We start from the raw sequence: 18,777 nt of genomic DNA, 5'->3' as shown, positions 1-18,777 counted from the left end.
AAGCGTATTTATAGATGAATCAATATCGATGCCTGATCTTTTTTGGTCATCTTATTCACCACCAGCTGAAATGAGTTATCTATCATGCGCTCAATCTCACCTTGTGGAATTGTGCCATCAAGGATAACGGTATTCCACAACGCTTTATTCATGTGATAACCAGGGATCACTGAAGGAAATATATCGCGCAATATCGCCGCTTCATCCGGATCGCATTTGAGGTTCATCCACCAATCTTGACTTGTCTCATCTTGGTTTTTACCCATTTTCCCTAAAGATAAAGTGGCGAACATTTTCCCCTTTACCTTAAACACGGACACCTCTTTGCCAAAAGGAAAGTCCAATGCAGTTAAAGGTTTAGATAACAAATAATGTTTTGCAGCTTCAACATCCATAATTACAACTTGCACCATTCAGTTTGTTAGAGTAGAAAAAAGTTTAACTTAGTGTCATCTTCTCCATCGCTTGCGCCTCTGCCTTCTCAAATGTTTGCTCTGATTTAACGCACTCAACCATGGTTTTTATATACAAAGGAAGCGGACTCCCTTCCCCAGCCTTAGATAAGCGCTGACCGACAAACTTAGCCATATAGAGCTTTGTTTTACTCGGCAGCCAAGAAAATCTCACAACCTTGTCTCCCTGGTTCGTTTCTACATAGCACTTAAAATCCTCTCTCTTCTCAGCTGAAGCGCCGAAAGAAAGAAATAGAATCGATAAACTAACAGCAAAAAATACATTTCTCATCTTAACTCTCTCGATATTACGCGTACTAATCGGATGTATAGTAATAAATTCTATTGGTATTTAGTCCACCGCCAACACATCTCAAATCATTAGGATCACAACCTGCTGGCGGGTTCCCAGGCAGAGCAGCACCTATGCCGATGAGATACATATTAGCTGGCTCAGTTTTCCCCTGATTATTGGTCTCAGGTGGTGGAACAATGAGCTGAGGAGTATCCGGTACAAAATCCCCAGTTCTAACATACTCATAAGTTCGTGCGCCTTTATGCAGATTAAAGTTATATAAAAACCCAGCTCCAGCACTGATACACTGCTCACTGTTAGAGTTGTCACCAGGTGGCACAAAGGTGGTAAAGAACACGCGTCCGTTCACGATTGTTGCTGGCGATAAGTTCTTCTCACCTGTTCGGGAGAATCGGTAATACCAGCCTCGCTTCTTGCTAAAATTGACCTGTTCAGATTCATTTGACTCAGAAGGCGCAGCAGAGGTGACATCATAGAGATTCGCCAACGTTAAGGGCTCTGGAATCGTAACGCTTGTTCCTTTAAAAGATCGCGTTAAAACATTCCTATCTTGCAGCGTAAAAAACATATCCGAGCGTGACAAATCCGAAGGCACGGCTCGGTGGCCACTACCAACAACAACAGCATCATAAGGAATGTTTAATTTGCTCTTGGTTGTGGTTGTTGTTCCATTATGCTCCTGAGTCACCTCAGTGATATTGGTGATCACCGTTTGTGCCACCGCAGGTCCGGAATAAAAACGTCTATCAGAAGATAGAACTCCGCCACCGAGGCTGGCGAATTTAAACCCAGACCATTTACTGCTATCCGTCGATGACATGTCCATACGCCATACATTGCCCCCTGTATCGGTAGCATAGATGCGATCGGTAGCACCATCGGCATTTGAATCCAAAATCGCGACACCACTTGGAATACTGTCTGAGATCCCTGGTAACTGCGTACCACCGGAACTTGCAGAGCCAAATTGGTGAACTAAAGCCCCTGTTTCGGCATCGAGAATAAATACACCACGGCCTTTAATATCATCGATCCCAACACTGGCACCGTCTTTACCCGTTGGTGAGTATCCAGCCCCAATAATAAGCACAGGACTGTCATCACCTCGACCGGGAATATTTGTCACCACGGGGGTTGACCAAGATTGGCCTAATTCAGACATACCAGGCGAACTTGAATTGATTTTCCACATTAAACTCGGTGAATCAGGATCGGTGATATCAATAGCGTAATAGCTACTGCCTCCTCGACGCATGCCGAAGAATAACCACGCTTTCTCAATACCTGAGCTATTACTTTTAGTGTAAGCAACTGGGGTTCCATCAACACCGTATATGGAGTGAACGCCTGTCGGCACATTCGCTCTGAGTGTTTTTAGGTTAGGCAACAGTTCATAGGGAATAAATGCCCAGTTTTCAGTGACACTATTATTGCTGCTTTTATCTTCAAACATGTGTAAAAAACCATGGTTGGTGCCCAGTACAATGCGTACATCTGGACTCGACTCTGTGCCAAAGTTTAGTGCTAATGGTTTAGAGTGAAGTGCATCGCCCATAATATCGGTACGCCAATTTGTGCTGGGATTAGTAATGGTTGCTTGGTCCTTATTATTATCAACATCTAATCCTTTCGCCCAACCAAGCAAAGCGCCAAGCTCACTTTCTTCAACGCCTAAGTAATCAACTAAACTACTGGTGCCTCCAGCTGTAATTGTTGCATTAGATAGGGTTAATTCAGTCAAACCTGAGCTTAAATTACTGTAGATGGTTCTTGATGAAGCCGATGTCATTGCAGATAGAACACCTCCTTTTTCAACATCATTACCATCACCACCGGCATTACAAATGACATCAGGCGTCCAAAAAGAGCATGCGTTCGATTTGATATTGCCATCATGACCGATCGCAGCATTACCATTTTTATCAACAACGACTCCCTTCCCCGTCACCCTGTATTTTTTTAGATTCCCCAGCCAGGTAGGGCCTTCATTTGGCAAAAATATTGAGTAATAGGCATATTCAAACGATTGAGTTCTATTGAAGTTGTTGCTCGCGACCGCCGGAGAGGTAAAACTCGAGTTGGTATCTAATGCTTCACTCACCACTTGCTGTAATGAACCCTGTAATAAGTTGGCATTGCTGGCATCGAAATAACTCCCACCACCCACATTTGCAGTGAGCTCTAGCAGATCCTCAGCACTTGCGGCCCCTTCACTAAAACCGATCGTATAAGTGCTGACCGTTTGATCGCCAGGTTCGCTGGAATTAAGATCATGTTTATTCATCCAGCTGGACATCGCACTTAGGTAACTAATATTTCCACCATGATGGTCACTATATTTATCAACACCACCCGTTAGGTTTTCAATAAATAGGTTAGCGGCAGCATCGACAGTAGGCACTCCATCGGTAATGATCACGACACTTGCGTTATTCTGGCACTTCTTGAATGGTGACCTGTATGTTCCACCACTGGATACAGTGGAGTCGACTTGAGGTTGAGAGTTGACGTAATAGCCTGCACTAGAGAGGTCACTGTCGTTATCCGCAAAGTCCACAGTACTTCCTGAAAAATATCGGTAGGCTTCGTATAAAGTTTCACATAAAGGGGTGTTGGTACTGGCACTGATCCCATCGATCGAATTAATCAATCCGGCTTTAACAGTAGAAGTATTCTCCTTTAACCCCGCTATAACTCTTCCTCCGTCACGTTCAAATTCATTCCATGCATTGACATTAAATACCGCTAAACCAAAATCCACACTCGGCGTCGTTAAAATAATGCTCTTAATCGCATTCTTAGCAATATCTAAGCGGCTCATATTCACTTTAACTTTTGTACCATGTTGCCAAGTAAGGTAATCCTGAGTGTAAATAGTCAAGGCTCGACCAGTACCAAATCCTGTCAGTTCAGCTCGTTCCCTCGCTCGTTCTTTCACATTTTCATTCGAACTTGCATCTGCAAAGGTGTAGTGCTTCAGATTCGATTCAGCCCCCCGACTATCAACAGGCAAACCACTTCGCACACCTGTTGCATTGGTCCACTTTTCATCTTCTATATCTTCAAAACAATCAACAGCGATCACATCATTAGTGCCTGTATCATCTAGCTCTTTCCATGTTCCTTCAGAACCAGTAAATGAGTAACCTCTGAAATATCCGGTATAGAAACCATATTGGTGAAGTGAATTCCAAGAGCTTTCACAACTGTTAATCACACCGGAAAAGTGACGTTTTTCTGTTGAATCAGATGGATTAGGCTGATCTTCCGCAGCTGTCGCACCTCGGGTGAAATAAAGGTTATTCTGTCGACCTAATTGACCACCACTGATGCCGCCGTCATTTGAAGAATATGGCCTATCAGCACCAACAACGGTTGTTCTCATGCTGCCGGAATTATCAAAAATAATAAGCATTTGCGGTCGAGCACCGCTACGTGCTGATGCTTCATAAACATAAAGTTCAGTATCATCAGCCAATAAAGAGAATGGGAAAATAATCAAAGCGGTTAGTGACGCCAAAAATACATCTGCAAGTTTACATAGGCGAGGACAAGGTACCAATCGAACTTTAACGGCTAATCCGTTAAAAGCCCGGCCACTAATAGCAGCCAATTTAGAAGTCAAAATGCTCATGGTAGTATTTTCTTAGTTTTATATGCGCACAATAATGATTCCTTTCAAAACAGATGTTTTAACAACTCCCTGTTACATCTCTTATTTGGAATATGGTTTGGCACAATACTAAACGCAGATTAAATACTAAAATCATCATTTAACACTAAATAAACCACCTTCAAGGCGATATTAAACTAGTAACGCACAAAATAGCAACGTTTTACACCTGATTAGCGAGAGGGCTGAGTGTACAGATAAATATCGAATTGAATGTTAAAAGGGGAATGAACGCGTTGAAGGTTTGCCCTCGCTCACGAATGAGATAACGATAATAAGTGGAGGGGGAGGATATTAATAAGATGGAAGTCAGCGTAGCTCATAAAAAGATAAACAGGCAAACGGAGCATTTACCTGCTTATCTTAATTTGATTCAGTACACGTAATACTGACTGGTGTTATTTCGCATCTGCTAGTTTTTGGGCTTCTATCGCTTTGTTAAGCTTAGCTTCCACAAAACCAGGAGAGTGAGTCGCACCTGAAATTAAGCGATACATCGCAGGAATCACCAGTAGAGTCACAAAAGTCGCAAACGCCATGCCGAAGAAGACCACGGTACCCACTGCAATACGACTTTCAGAACCCGCTCCCGTTGACATAATTAAGGGCACAGCCCCCACTAGAGTAGTGAATGCCGTCATTAGAATAGGACGCAGACGACGCGCTGATGCATCGATAATCGCCTGTTCTAGTTCAATGCCTCTATCCCTTAACTGATTGGCAAATTCAACAATTAATATGCCATTTTTAGTCACCATGCCGATCAACATAATCATGCCAATCTGGCTGTAAATGTTAAGCCCTTGCCCCATGATAAACAGCCCGAGGAATCCGCCGAAAACCCCCATAGGAACAGTAAACATCACCACCATAGGGTTAATGAAGCTTTCAAACTGTGCTGCAAGCACCAAATAAGCGACCAGCAGTGCCAAACCAAAGACCACCAAAATACTCGATTGGTTTTCTTTAAAGTCTTTTGATTCTCCTGTGTAACTCACTGACACATCGCTGGGTAAGATATCAATTGCAGTTTCATCAAGAAAATCGAGCGCCTCGCCTAAGGTGTAACCTTCGCCTAAATTGGCTTTCAAAGTTATCGATTTCTGTTTATTGGTGTGACTCAATTTATTTGCTGACGCTATCTCCTCGATATAGGTGATAGAATCCAAAGTCACGAGCTCACCCTTAGCCGTACGCATATAGATCAGGCTAAGATCGGCCATGCTGCTGAAACTGTTTTCGTCACCTCTGAGGTATACATCATACTCTTCGCCGCGATCAACAAACGTTGTCTCGCTTCGACCACCTAACATCACCTCTAAGGTTTCAGACACTTCAGCAACACTGATCCCAAGCTCTGCTGCACGCTCACGATCGACACTCACCACTAGCTCAGGAGTTGTTTCTGCATAATCAAGATCGGCCCCCTCAAGCATTGGGCTATCAATGGCCGCTTCTTTTAATATCTGTGCCCATTTAAATAGCTCATTGTAATCTGAACCACCAATGACAAACTGCACTGGCTCACTCGATTGCCCTCTAAAACCAGGCAGCATAGGGCGAACCATCACATCAGGAATACCTTTTAATGCTTTCGCTACCAAGCCTAATGCTTGTTGGGCATTCACATCTCTGTCTTCCCAATTTTCAAGCTGCATGATAACAAAGCCCGTTTGGTCACCAGCTCGGCCGCCGAAAGCAGGAGCTTGCACACTAAAAGACTTAATCACCCCTTTGCCAAGCAACGGCATCAATCTCTCTTCGACAATGTCCATATTCGCCGTCATTCGGTTATAACTGGTTCCTTCCGCTCCCTTAACAAAAGCAAATATCACCCCGCGATCTTCTTGAGGTGCTAGTTGAGCTGGCACATTCTGCATCAATAGACCACTGCCTACGATACACAGGATGATCACCACAGGCGCAGCTAATCTAAACCGCACAGCTTGAGCAACGGTTTTGCGGTAGCCACGTTCCAGCTTATTGAAAATGCTATCGACCCAAAGATTGAATCGATTCGGTTTTACATTCGCTTTTAATATTTTACTACCAAGCACCGGCGTTAAGGTCAATGCAACGATTGAGGAGAATATCACTGCCATGGCAAGCATTACCGAGAACTCAGTAAACAAGCGGCCCACCATTCCCTCCATAAATGAGATTGGCAGAAACACCATCACCAACACAGCTGTAGTGGCAACGACGGCAAAACCCACTTCACGGGTTCCTTTGTAAGCAGCAAGTAGAGGCTCCTCTCCTTTCTCAAGATGGTGGAATATATTTTCCACCACCACAATGGCATCATCAACCACCAAACCAATTGAAAGAATCAACGCCATTAGCGTCAACAGGTTAATTGAAAAGCCAAAGAAGTTTGCAGCTATACAGGCTGAAATAAGAGAAACAGGCACCGTCACAGCGGGGATCAATGTCGCCCTCGCCTGACCGATAAAGATATACAGCACCAAAACCACTAAACCACCAGTAATAAAGAGTGTGTTGTAAACCTCTGTAATTGAGCGTTCAATAAACACGGTCGAGTCAAAATCAACGACTAACTCAGTACCTTCTGGCAAAAATTGCTGGATACGCTCCACTTCTTTGTGGGCTGCCTCTGCCACCAAAAGCGGGTTAGCATCTGACTGTGCAATGATGCCTAAACTTAAGTTAGGCACACCGTCACTCTTATAAGTGGAGTTTTCGTTCTCTGCACCGATAAATACCGAGGCCACATCTTTAAGGTAAACAGGCGTTCCATCACTTGCCGTACTCACCACAAGATAATCAAAATCTTGTGGCTGATTATATAAGCGTGCAGTTCTAACCGTCATGACCGTGGTGTCGTTACGTACTTCACCACCGGGGCTCTCTATGTTCTCCTGCTTTAAGCTGGCGATGATATCAGCGGTAGTCACATTGCGGCCAGCCATCAGTTCAGGCTTTAGCTGAACATACATCACCTTATATAGACCGCCAGAAATACTGACTGAACTGACTCCAGTGATCAGGCTAAATCGGTCCTCAAGCACACGTTGGGCATAATCAGTGAGCTGAGTTCTGTCCATCACAGATGAGCGTAAATTAATATAGATGGAGGGCTCACCTGAGCCATTATCTTTGGATACAATGGGATCATTGGCTTCATCAGGAAGTCGACGCTGGGCACGTGATACTGCATCACGAACATCACTTACCCCCTCAGTAAGATTCCAATCAAGATCAAAGGTAATTGTGATACGCGACATGCCATTACGAGTCACAGAGGTTATCTCGTCAATACCACTTATTCCGGTCAACTCATCCTCTAATGCCGTGGTGATCTGACTTTCCATGATTGATGCTGAGGCACCTTCATAGGTTGTCATCACCGTCACCACCGGACTTTCAACATCTGGCATTTCGCGTATCGCGAGTTTAGAAAATGAGACTGCACCAAACACACAAAGCAGTAAACTCAGCACAATAGCAACGACAGGGCGTTTAACTGAGATATCAGAAATTAACATTAACTTCTGTCTCCTTTCTTCTCATCCTGTACATCTTGGTTTGCTTCAGCAGTGATTTGATGTGGCTTGGCAGATAGGTCATCAACCTTAAGACCATCACGCATATTCACCAGCCCTTGAACCACAATACTCTGACCTACATCCACTCCGTCAGTTATCACTACTTCATCTTTAATTCGCGCGCCTAGCGTCACTTGAGTACGTTTAGCTAATCCATCTTCGTCGATCACATACACAAATCGTTTAGTGCCTGAATATTCAATCGCCTGAACCGGAATAACGGCTTCTGATATTGCAGGGAAAACCATCTTTGCCGACATCAGCATGCCAGGCTTCAGCTTATTGTTCTGGTTATCAAAGCTAACACGTACTTTTAAATTCAACGTTTCTGGATTGATACGTGGATCGACCCCGATCACTCGGCCGGTAAACACCTCTGATGGCCAAGCACGGTTTGTGGCGCTCACCGTCATGCCGACACTGAGTAGAGAGAGAAAATGCTCCGATACCTGCAGATCCAGTCGCATGGATGATAGATCATCGAATGAAAAAAGCGCCATGCCAGATGTCACCATGGTGCCAAGGCTGAAATCCAATAAACCCGCCGTGCCTGAAAACGGGGCTTTAATGTAATGAAAATCGAGTTCTGCTACCGCCGCAGCTAATCGTGCAGCAGCGATATCGACACTGGCTTTTTGGGCATCGATTTCTGTTTGAGTGATTGCATTCTTATCGATTAGCTTTTGAAACTCTTTAAGCTTGCGCTTCTCATCATTAAGGTAAGCATTCGCTTCTGTGACACTTGCCTGAGAACGGGCATCTTCTAGCTGAACAAGGATCTCACCAGCTTGGATCTCTTGATTTGCCGTCACCTTAATCGCTTTGATTTTTCCTTGGACTTCAGGTGCGATAAATACAGATTTATCCGCCGCTAATTTGCCAATCAATGAGATAGTCTGAGAGAGTAATTGTTGGTTTACCTCTCCTGTCACCACTGGAACAACACGTGGTGTTTTCGACCTTTTCTCTTCAGGTTTTTTCGCTTGTGACAGGCTGCTGAATGAGGCTATGGCCACAATCAATATAGCAAGAGGAATGACAATCAGGCTTTTTTTCATGTAGGGAGTTCTTTATCTTTTCAGACTTTATAAGTGGGCACTATTTTAATGAAAAATCATCCGTTGTAGAGTAAACCAGTGTAAAGCTAAGCAAAAGAAATCAGATATTTATTTGGTATTTTGTAACAAATCATGGCGTGAAACCAAACCAAAACACGACCGCAACAACTTGGCTTCAAGGTATCAAAAAGACAACATAAAATGCAGCCATGATACAGGTGATAGACAGTGTGATTTTTGCTAAAATCCTCCTATTCCCATGACAATGAGAACCACTGTGCAACTTCACTGGCTTAACATCGATAATCGCGCCCACGCATACACGTTTTACAAACAACATATGCCCTATGCTCAACTCACTAAAAAGGAGAAACTGGCTGTCTTTTTTCCAGAAATAACATCGACAGATGAGAGTCATAAAACTGAAGTTATTGCTGCAATTCGACTCCGCCCAATTGGTGTTTACACGTTAGTGACAGGTATGTTGATCCACCCGAATTATCGCGGCCAAGGTTTAGGTCATCAATTGATGAAAATGGTAAGTCATGAGCTAATCGATGAGAGGAGTTTTTTGTTTGCACTGCCCCATTTAGCCAATTTTTATCAGCAACATGGATTTCATCAGTGTCAAAACGTTCCCAATGATATTCGGCAGTTATTTAACAAGTACGACCGTGAGGACAAACCTTTATGTTTGATGGTCTTTAGAGGGTAAGTCATTGCTGTTCTAAGGCTTATGCCACAACAGGAATGTTAGGACACTCAAGCATGCCACTTTAGCCATCAAGACTAATTGGCTGACAGATTAGGTATATGATAACTTCGCTGGACTTGATTAAAAAAGAAAATAGATCATGTTGAGCCCACGAACAAAAAAAGCCTCTAATGGCTCAAATACCATGGTCAGTAACCCACACACACTGACGGCCCCAGCTATCACGCCAGTTTTTATACAAGAAACAGTCTTATTCGTTGCAGCTAATAATGACGACATTGACAACATCTACTTCTACTTCCTAACTATTTCTGATCCATCTTCACTGTGAATAGCATCGTTATTGAAACATTTTCAACGTGCTAATTAACAGTACAGCACTAAAATTAAACAGTTTATTTCAGCGGCTAGATAATAACAGCAGAACAAGAATCGACCAATAATTTTTCTACGTTAGATATACTCAAATCATATACTGCAACATTTCATTCAAGTGAAAGCCAGTAAGCCTACTTCGTTGTTAAGCAGTAAAGCTTCACTCCCAAAGCTGTCTCATGTATGGTTCTGTTAATATTATATTTACCAAGGATTTAATGTGAAGAAAATCGCCATTTTTGTTGATGTTCAAAACATCTATTACACTTGCCGTCAGGCCTATGGACGACAGTTTAATTACCGCAAACTCTGGCAACACATCAGTCATGAAGGGGACATTGTCTCAGCAACCGCTTATGCGATTCATAAAGGGGATGACGGCCAATTAAAATTTCAGGATGCACTCAAACACATAGGTTTCGACGTTAAACTCAAACCCTTTATTCAACGTGCGGATGGCAGTGCTAAAGGAGATTGGGACGTAGGAATAACCATAGATGTAATGGAAGCTGCGAGTGAAGTTGACACAGTTATTTTACTTTCAGGCGACGGTGATTTCGATCTATTAATGCTAAACATTTATCAAAAACACGGCGTTGAAAGTCAGGTTTATGGTGTTCCCGGTCTTACGGCAAAATCCTTGATAGATTCAGCAGCACAATATCATGAGATTGATGAAGCACTGCTTCTCTAGCATTCGCTAAATATACAAAGTTAGCCCACTTTATGAAGCGCGCAGATTTTATTTCCTGATGGGTCTCGTAAATAAGCCAGATAAAGCTCACCTATCGCGCCACTACGAATACCCGGGACGTCTTCACAGGCAGTTCCGCCGTTAGCCAATCCGGCAGCATACCAAGTATCAGCAGACTCAGCATTTTTGGCCTGAAAACCAATAGTACTTCCATTTCCATGGCAGGCTGCCTCACCATCAATGGGCTTACTCAATGCAAAAACACCTGTGTTGGTAAAATAGAAACAACGCCCTTTCTCATCTATAACCCCAGGTTCATAGCCTAAAGCACCTAAAATTGCGTCGTAAAAAACTTTCGATTCTTGAACGTCATTAGCACCAAGCATTATGTGACTAAACATGCTTTTCTCCTTGTTTACTTACAAAATGAAAGAGATCAGAAAGTACGCTAATTTCTCAAACCAAACAAGTTAGCTCATTAAGCTTGCCATCGACATAACCAAAAAAGCGAACCGTTAAGGTTCGCTTTTTAGTGACAAGGTAAATCAGACTAAACCCTAGTTTAGTGTCACCTTAAGCGTCACATCTTCACTACTTGGAGTACTTTGAACTGAAATATAATACCAGCCCGATGTGGGCTGCTGAACCACCACTTTCTCCATCGTACCGGGATTAGCCGACTTCCCCGTATTTTGGGTGGCGTCAGGCCAGCTTTCGCCAGTATACAACTCTAACTCCCCCATACCGTGGCCAGTTTCAGCCGTCAGACTCACGGTTCCTACAGGCACATTAATATAGAAAGATGCACGACCGTTTTTAACACAAACGGGAGCAGCGTTACCTATGCTGCCGTAATCTTGTGGTGACTCAGTCGCACACATATCCGCTAACGTACTCGGGACTTCAGGTTCAACTGGAGGCTCTACAGGAGTCGTGCTAGGGTCGATTAAACTCACCTTCACCGTCACACCGCTATAGTCACTAGAGGTATCGGCACTGATATAACGCCAGCCACGATTAGCGACCACATGCAGACTTTCGCTGTTACCACTTAACTCTGATTTAGCCTGAGCGTTTGTCGAAGATGCCCACGTATCAGCGTTAAAGTAGATATTAGCATCACCTTCACCGCCAGCAGTGGTGATATAGAGATCTGTATTATCAGCTTCAACCCACACATAGTAGCTCCCTTTCCCGCCAGCAATACACTCCTCTTTCTCAAGCGTTAACTTACCTGAGCTTATGGTTGCAGCACCACAATGTGGCACCACACCATTATCAGGATCCGTCGGGTAAGCATCAGAGTTATCACCTATGCCGTCACCATCGGTATCTAGCGTCTCTGTTGCATCATTAGGGAAAGCATCGGCATTATTACCTACGCCATCACCATCAGTATCTAGCGTCTCTGTTGCATCATTAGGGAAAGCATCAGCATTATTACCTACGCCATCACCATCACTATCTAGCGTCTCTGTTGCATCATTGGGGAAAGCATCAGCGTTATCACCTACACCATCTCCATCGGTATCGACAGTTTCTGTTGGGTCATTTGGGAAAGCATCCTCGCTATCAATGACACCATCTCCATCAGTATCGACAACTGGCGTTGTTCCACCGTCAACGAGTTCATTGGTTATTTGATACTCGTTCACAATTCCTTCTTGCGACATTACAGCCACACCTAAGCATTGACCACTGGTATTGGTGATAGCCGCACGGCGGTTACCAAACCACTTCCAGGTCGTTGCACTGTCATAGGTTTCACCATTGGCTAAAGCGGTAAATCCAAAGCTTTCACTTAATCCGCCAGTTTCATTATCGACACGATAAATACGAACAGGGGTACTGCTGTTATTGGTGAATGAGAAATCAGCCTCAAAAGGTCCAGTCAGATGTTTCTGCATGAGATCGCAGCTGCCAATGGTATTAGCTGCAGGAATCAGTTCAGGTTCTGCCGCATTCGCAACGACGTTTGCATCAATGGTGAAGTTCGCTGTCGTATTATTAAGTACTCCAACGCTTAAACAGTTAAGACGCACATCAGCTAGCATAAAGCGACGATCGCCATACCAAATATCAGCAGTGTAACTCTCACCTTGATTAAGTGTGCCATAACCAAAATCAAAACCTGTTGCAGCACTCGCATACTTAGGTTTTCCTGTCAGATTATCGACTCTGAACAGACGCACTGGATAATCAGTGGTATTAGTAATGGTAAATTGATGAGACTCACCTTTAATCAGGTGCGGCCTCGCTAGCTCACAACTGCCGAGCATATCTTGTGCAGGGATCACTTCCGGCACAACATCTTTAACCAGATCAGCATCAATAGTGAAATCATTCGCTACAGGCTGCATCACAGCAACACCTAAACAATTCATATTGTTGTCGCTTAGCATTAAGCGATCACCTTCGCTCCATGTCGTTGCGTTATAACTGTCACCTAAATTGAGTGTCTTATAATTCTTAGCAAAGTTGGTCTTGCCCTTAGTACTATCAATCCAAAATAGCGACACCGGAGTGTCCGTTGTATTCGTCACTGTATATTCTGTTTTAGCCGCATCAATATGACGAGCATATTGTTGAGTCAAGGCACAAGCACCTATGGTATTAGCAGCAGGGATAGCAGCGAAGGGTGGTGCAATCGCCTCTGATTGCGCTAACACAAATGCTTCAAAACCCGTTTCAGTTCGAGAAACAACGTCTTTAAGCACCTCGATATACGCTGCATTATCGCCAGATTGCAATGCCGTTGTAATGCTAGCGACTTCTGTAGGGTGCTCTTCTGACAGATATCTCATGGCGTAATAACTCCATGGATACAGTTCATCATAGCCATAAGCCATAAACACCAAGTTATACAGTGGTGGGATTGTTTTACCTTTAACTGATTTAACCGTACGAGGATGATCTGCACCATTGGCCATATACTCAGCCATGCCCTCAGCCCAAGAGACGTTGTAATCAAATGAACCGAAAGAGCCCTTCTTGATATAACGGCCATCTAAGTAATGAACAAACTCATGTCTTAGGTTATAGATCTGATCTTGATACTGACACGAGCTTCCCACCCAAGAGTCTGGACACTGCATGGCAATAAAACGCGCTTGATTGCCAACATTTTCAGGTGTTCCTTCAAGATACATCCCACCGTTATCAGTGCTGATCCCAAAAAACTCAGGCGCATACTTTTCATAATCTTCCGGTGAAGCAAAAGCCACGACTTCAATCGTGTCATTTTGATCGCCGCTAACCGGTACACCGCCAGTGTTAAAAAAGGCATGAAACTCTGACTCTTGCAATGCCATATCAGCACAAGACTGGGCTAACGTCGACTGACTGATACTGGCTTGAGCTCGAATGATAATGTTGTCAGTACATTGATGATTGACGGTTAGAATATCTTCCTCTTTTGGCGGCACCACACAAGAGCCAAATAACGGGTCACTGGCTTCACACTGACGACCAGCCGATTCTAAGTAGTTCTTAGTCACGATAGTTTCAGTGGTTTCAACTGAAATATCAGCGATCACCTTGCCGCGCACCTCTAAGACGGTACTATCAAATCGCGCTTTCGCTTCATCAGTTGCGATACTCGATATTTTTCCTAACGCGATAAAACTATGGGGTAAAATCCACTTTCTATCTGCCTCACTAGACCAGCGCATGTCCAGAGAAGTTTCACCTAAGAAGGTAAATGAGCGCATCACTGAGAGCACATCTAACATACGATCGTTAAAAGCTGATTTAGTCGTTGCGTCACCATAATAAGCAGCAGAACCAATAGAACCCATCAACGCCATAATGGCGTCACCAGCATTGCTGGCTGAAAATGGATTAGTCTCAAGCGAGTGATATTGAATAATAGCCAGCAGGTGCGGTAATAGGTCTTTGTAGTAAACGCTACCACTGTTGCGCTCAAAGTTATTTAGTGCCCTAGCAAATCCTTCTTGAATAACCCCACCAGTCGGGCTGATAAAATCAGTCATCTTAGCGACAGCTTGCAGTGCATGACTTAACTTTAACGCTTCAGCATCTGTCATTGCTGGCGCATAGTATTTGTAAGAACCAAGAAAATACAGCAACTGGTTTAGATCAGGGTCAGTCAGTGAGTCAACACTCGCCAAATAGTGAACCGCATCAGCCACATCAGAGATAGGATCATTGGCCGCACTAGCTATCCCTTCAAAGTCGCTGTAAGTCGCCGCTAAAATAGTTGCGATAACAGAGCCATATTGAGATTTAGATGAGATTGCCGAGGTGGGTAAATCAACAAGAATATTAGTATCAAAGACAATGTAATCACCCATTGGTGGTGGAATATCACCACCCGATACAGTAACTAGCAGACTGGTTTGCGCGATGTTACCGTTGATTTTAAAGTAACGATCTCCTGCACGTGACACAAAAGAGAGGCTCTCATTATTCGTCCCAGCTGTTGTACTCACCAGCTCTTGGTTACCGCTCCAGTCACTACCGTCATATAAAATGAGGTCAGCATCTGTTCCAGTGAAACTTCCTCCTGAGGTTGTGATCGTTACATCACTGTTTTCATAAGGGATATTGATATAGAAATAGTGACCGTAATCAGTAATGCAATGGGTTTGGTTAGCCGGCACTAAACCTTGACGGGGTAGGGTTTTCTCTCCGCACATCTCAGCAGCTTGAACAGCCCCGACGTGCATGGATAATAATATAGCACTTGCAAACGCAGTTCTGTTCCGAGTTAAAAGGGGTAAAGAGATGTTTTTAATTGTTCTTATCATATTTTTATTTTCCTTTTTACAAATTCAGGACACCAGTAATTAGGTTGCGACCACCTAATTATTTCCCCCGATAACTCGCTGTATTCCATTGCAGCTTGAGAGTGTCAAACATTTCCCACTGAATTTGTTAATGTTTTGTTACTATGCAACAACAGTTGTACCGCATATTGGATACAATAGTCAATATTCACTTAAGCCTATTGCCGTAACAAGGTGAAAATTAAACAAAGCGACTATAATTGTTAGGTCATACTGTCTCTATGAGGTTAACCCCATGACCATTTCTGTACGTTTAAATGAGTACCTAAACCAAAATAAGGTGAACTTTGATCTTATCTCCCACACACATAGCTCTAGCTCAATAAGCTCGGCAGTTGCTGCAAAAATTTCTCCAGCACAAATAGCCAAAGCTGTGATTTTGGAAGATCATGAAGGACGAAAGATGATGGCTGTATTATTGGCAAATCATAAGATCAGCCTAGGAGCATTAGGCGAGAAACTAAATCGAGAACTTCACCTGATGAATGAACAGACTGTCTATCAGATATTCGAAGATTGCGATAAAGGAGCAATTCCGCCTTTAGGAAACGCTTATAATATGGAAGCTGTATATGATGATCTATTAATTCAATCTGAAGAGCTTTATTTGGAGGCTGGCGATCACCACAGTCTGATCCGCATCACCAGAGACGACTTTATTCGACTAATAAAGGACTCAAAGCACTTAAGATTCAGTCATCAAACCGTGCATTAACACTCGTTGTAAATTACCTAGTCGAAAACGGATTCACGACTAGGCCCTTCACAGACACTAAACACCACTCCCCTTCTGAAAATCAGTGCATTCTCCAAACAGTGGTTAAATTTCGTTTCATTGTCATAAAAAGACTCATTTAGTAGCACAGATCTAACTTCAGGATAATCCCTCTCCTCTTACCGTGATTTTTCAGAGATAGATCACACCTTTAGCCAATCAGGATTGGTACTTTAGTTACTAGAAAACATAACAACTTTAAACATTTGAGCATAAAAGGTGAATTTATGGCTGCTAAATTTTTTATCCCATCAGTGAACGTCTTAGGACAAAATGCGGTAGATGAAGCTATTGGAGATATTAAAACGTTGGGCTTTCAACGTGCATTGATCGTAACCGACAAACCTTTGGTTGAGATTGGACTCGTTGGACAAGTCACCGAAAAACTCGGTGCGGCTGGGATTATCTCAACAGTATTCGATGGCGTTCAACCTAACCCAACGATGGGTAACGTTGAAGCCGGCTTGGCACTACTTAATGCTAATGATTGTGACTTTGTTGTCTCCCTAGGTGGCGGCTCTCCACATGACTGCGCGAAAGGTATCGCTCTGGTTGCCACTAATGGCGGTAGCATCAAAGACTATGAAGGACTTGATGTCTCAACTAAGCCTCAACTACCACTCGTAGCGATCAACACCACCGCGGGCACGGCAAGTGAAATGACCCGTTTTTGTATTATCACAGATGAAACTCGTCACATTAAAATGGCTATTGTCGATAAGCACACCACCCCGATTTTATCAGTCAATGATCCTGAACTTATGTTGGCAAAACCAGCCGGTCTGACTGCAGCTACCGGTATGGATGCACTTACCCACGCAATCGAAGCGTATGTGTCAATTGCAGCCAATCCCATTACTGATGCCTGCGCCATTAAAGCCATTGAACTAATTAAAGGTAACTTGGTTGAAGCTGTCGATAATGGTCAAAATATCGATGCCCGTGAACAGATGGCTTACGCACAATTTCTAGCTGGGATGGCATTTAACAATGCAAGCCTTGGATATGTTCATGCAATGGCCCATCAGCTTGGTGGCTTCTATGACTTGCCACACGGAGTGTGTAACGCCTTATTGCTGCCACATGTCCAGCAATATAATGCACAAGTCTCTGCGGCTCGACTCAAAGATGTGGCAAACGCAATGGGCGTTGATGTCACCGATATGAATGATGATCAAGGCGCAACCGCTGCGATAACAGCAATTAAAGCTCTATCTGTAGCAGTAAAAATCCCTGAGAACCTAACTTTGTTAGGTGTGAAAGCTGAAGATATTCCCACTCTAGCTGAGAATGCCCTTAAAGATGCTTGTGGTTTTACCAACCCTAAACAAGCCACTCATGAAGAGATCTGCCAGATATTTACTAACGCATTATAAACTGTGGTCACGATGATGAACTCAGGTTTACATCAAGCTGAATGACTAATCACTAATTTAGCAGTAACTTCAGCTTAATATGTGACTTGATTGAGGAATTCGTACTATAAAAGAGGTAAAGAACAGATAAATCACTAGCACACTCTGATACATCTGTTGTAAGCTGGCGCAGTTCGCTTTTTCCCTGCAAAGAATTAGCAAGCTAAAAAGCCCAAGACTAGTTAATAGTCTTGGGCTTTTTTATCTTTAATACCAACCGAAATAGTACGACGACAGTTGATAAATTTTAGGCAAAAAAAAGACCACCCTTAGGCAGTCTTAATTTTTATAATCTAGAAAAATCTAGATTACATAGGTACTACGTTAGCAGCTTGAAGGCCTTTTTGACCTTGCTCAACTTCAAAAGAAACTTTCTGACCTTCAGCAAGAGTCTTGAAACCATCTGAGTTGATAGCACGGAAATGAACGAAAACGTCAGCGCCGCCATTCTCTTGAGAAATAAATCCGAAACCTTTCTCTTCGTTAAACCATTTTACAGTACCAGTAGTTGAATTAGACATTTTGTGTCCCTTATATAAATTCATTAAAAAGTATCGCTGAAATGCGATGTGCTAAGAAGCTGAATTATTAAGTATTACGATGAAGCTAAGGGAAACACACTACCGAGACAAACTTGCGAAGATCTGACTGAGGGTTCTACTTTTACTTAATTCTTATCTTTAATAACTCTTACAACAGAGCGAGGAGTATAGTATCACGGTTTATTTATTTGTAAACATCAAGAGAGCGGATTAATTGATATTTAATCATTTAAAGACTTACATGGTTAAATATTATACGCCCCTGCTTTTATACCAATCAGTATAAGAAGTTGATCTACTCAGAGTCTGACGAATCCCCACAAAAAGAGATGAATAAATAATGAGATAGGTGAAATAGTGAGGAACATTCATGGCATTTGGTGATCAA

Annotated in this window: 13 protein-coding genes; 4 read left to right on the top strand and 9 right to left on the bottom strand. The window is 43.1% G+C overall.

Annotated features, from left to right (window positions below):
- Positions 1-8 precede the first annotated feature (8 nt).
- The 5 genes from FN961_RS14730 to FN961_RS14710 form a co-directional block, all read right to left on the bottom strand.
- On the bottom strand, positions 9-395 hold the full coding sequence (locus FN961_RS14730; RefSeq protein WP_144041040.1) for an MmcQ/YjbR family DNA-binding protein: 387 nt from the start codon (positions 393-395) through the stop codon (positions 9-11).
- Positions 396-438: 43 nt separating this feature from the next.
- On the bottom strand, positions 439-744 hold the full coding sequence (locus FN961_RS14725; protein ID WP_144040940.1) for a TapY2 family type IVa secretion system protein: 306 nt from the start codon (positions 742-744) through the stop codon (positions 439-441).
- A gap of 25 nt (positions 745-769) precedes the next feature.
- Positions 770-4,402, bottom strand: a complete 3,633-nt coding sequence (locus FN961_RS14720; RefSeq protein WP_144040939.1) for a pilus assembly protein — start codon at positions 4,400-4,402, stop codon at positions 770-772.
- 437 nt (positions 4,403-4,839) lie between these two features.
- Positions 4,840-7,947: a multidrug efflux RND transporter permease subunit gene (locus tag FN961_RS14715; protein WP_144040938.1), complete on the bottom strand. Its 3,108-nt coding sequence runs from the start codon at positions 7,945-7,947 to the stop codon at positions 4,840-4,842.
- Entirely contained in the window at positions 7,947-9,065 is a 1,119-nt protein-coding gene (locus FN961_RS14710) for an efflux RND transporter periplasmic adaptor subunit (protein ID WP_144040937.1), read from the bottom strand. Before FN961_RS14710 ends, FN961_RS14715 begins: the two co-directional genes overlap by 1 nt.
- A 277-nt stretch (positions 9,066-9,342) precedes the next feature.
- Between FN961_RS14710 and FN961_RS14705 the strand changes: the two genes are divergently transcribed.
- Positions 9,343-9,780: a GNAT family N-acetyltransferase gene (locus tag FN961_RS14705; RefSeq protein WP_229814681.1), complete on the top strand. Its 438-nt coding sequence runs from the start codon at positions 9,343-9,345 to the stop codon at positions 9,778-9,780.
- 120 nt (positions 9,781-9,900) lie between these two features.
- On the opposite strand, the gene FN961_RS25830 is transcribed toward FN961_RS14705, so the two are convergent.
- The gene (locus tag FN961_RS25830; protein ID WP_185972803.1) at positions 9,901-10,059 is read right to left on the bottom strand and encodes a hypothetical protein; all 159 of its coding nucleotides are present in this window, start codon (positions 10,057-10,059) and stop codon (positions 9,901-9,903) included.
- Positions 10,060-10,375: 316 nt separating this feature from the next.
- On the opposite strand from FN961_RS25830, the gene FN961_RS14700 reads away from it, so the two are divergent.
- Positions 10,376-10,849, top strand: a complete 474-nt coding sequence (locus FN961_RS14700; protein WP_144040936.1) for a LabA-like NYN domain-containing protein — start codon at positions 10,376-10,378, stop codon at positions 10,847-10,849.
- A gap of 20 nt (positions 10,850-10,869) precedes the next feature.
- On the opposite strand, the gene FN961_RS14695 is transcribed toward FN961_RS14700, so the two are convergent.
- Positions 10,870-11,250 (bottom strand): VOC family protein, encoded by a 381-nt coding sequence (locus FN961_RS14695; protein ID WP_144040935.1) that lies wholly within the window; start codon positions 11,248-11,250, stop codon positions 10,870-10,872.
- A 156-nt stretch (positions 11,251-11,406) separates the two neighbouring features.
- On the bottom strand, positions 11,407-15,618 hold the full coding sequence (locus tag FN961_RS14690; protein ID WP_144040934.1) for a collagenase: 4,212 nt from the start codon (positions 15,616-15,618) through the stop codon (positions 11,407-11,409).
- A gap of 274 nt (positions 15,619-15,892) precedes the next feature.
- Here FN961_RS14690 and FN961_RS14685 point away from each other — a divergent pair, with 274 nt between their 5' ends.
- A complete protein-coding gene (locus FN961_RS14685) occupies positions 15,893-16,372 on the top strand; it encodes a YbaK/EbsC family protein (protein WP_144040933.1) in 480 nt (159 codons plus the stop codon).
- Positions 16,373-16,659: 287 nt separating this feature from the next.
- Positions 16,660-17,808: an L-threonine dehydrogenase gene (gene yiaY, locus FN961_RS14680; protein ID WP_144040932.1), complete on the top strand. Its 1,149-nt coding sequence runs from the start codon at positions 16,660-16,662 to the stop codon at positions 17,806-17,808.
- A 347-nt stretch (positions 17,809-18,155) separates the two neighbouring features.
- Here the strand turns inward: yiaY and cspE are convergent, their stop codons facing one another.
- Entirely contained in the window at positions 18,156-18,368 is a 213-nt protein-coding gene (gene cspE / locus FN961_RS14675; protein ID WP_144040931.1) for a transcription antiterminator/RNA stability regulator CspE, read from the bottom strand.
- Positions 18,369-18,777: the final 409 nt, after the last annotated feature.

This window comes from Shewanella hanedai (assembly GCF_007197645.1).
Taxonomy (GTDB): Bacteria; Pseudomonadota; Gammaproteobacteria; order Enterobacterales; family Shewanellaceae; genus Shewanella; species Shewanella hanedai.
The sequence above is the reverse complement of the archived record's forward strand: the minus strand, read 5'-3'. Positions and strand labels throughout refer to the sequence as shown.

Bases quoted from the DNA above. Each gene is read 5' to 3' on its own strand.
- FN961_RS14720 (WP_144040939.1), bottom strand. From the start codon at position 4,402: ATGAGCATTTTGACTTCTAAATTGGCTGCTATTAGTGGCCGGGCTTTT.
- FN961_RS14715 (WP_144040938.1), bottom strand. From the start codon at position 7,947: ATGTTAATTTCTGATATCTCAGTTAAACGCCCTGTCGTTGCTATTGTG.
- yiaY (WP_144040932.1), top strand. From the start codon at position 16,660: ATGGCTGCTAAATTTTTTATCCCATCAGTGAACGTCTTAGGACAAAAT.
- FN961_RS14685 (WP_144040933.1), top strand. From the start codon at position 15,893: ATGACCATTTCTGTACGTTTAAATGAGTACCTAAACCAAAATAAGGTG.
- FN961_RS14730 (WP_144041040.1), bottom strand. From the start codon at position 395: ATGGATGTTGAAGCTGCAAAACATTATTTGTTATCTAAACCTTTAACT.
- cspE (WP_144040931.1), bottom strand. From the start codon at position 18,368: ATGTCTAATTCAACTACTGGTACTGTAAAATGGTTTAACGAAGAGAAA.
- FN961_RS14725 (WP_144040940.1), bottom strand. From the start codon at position 744: ATGAGAAATGTATTTTTTGCTGTTAGTTTATCGATTCTATTTCTTTCT.
- FN961_RS14710 (WP_144040937.1), bottom strand. From the start codon at position 9,065: ATGAAAAAAAGCCTGATTGTCATTCCTCTTGCTATATTGATTGTGGCC.
- FN961_RS25830 (WP_185972803.1), bottom strand. From the start codon at position 10,059: ATGTCGTCATTATTAGCTGCAACGAATAAGACTGTTTCTTGTATAAAA.
- FN961_RS14695 (WP_144040935.1), bottom strand. From the start codon at position 11,250: ATGTTTAGTCACATAATGCTTGGTGCTAATGACGTTCAAGAATCGAAA.
- FN961_RS14690 (WP_144040934.1), bottom strand. From the start codon at position 15,618: ATGATAAGAACAATTAAAAACATCTCTTTACCCCTTTTAACTCGGAAC.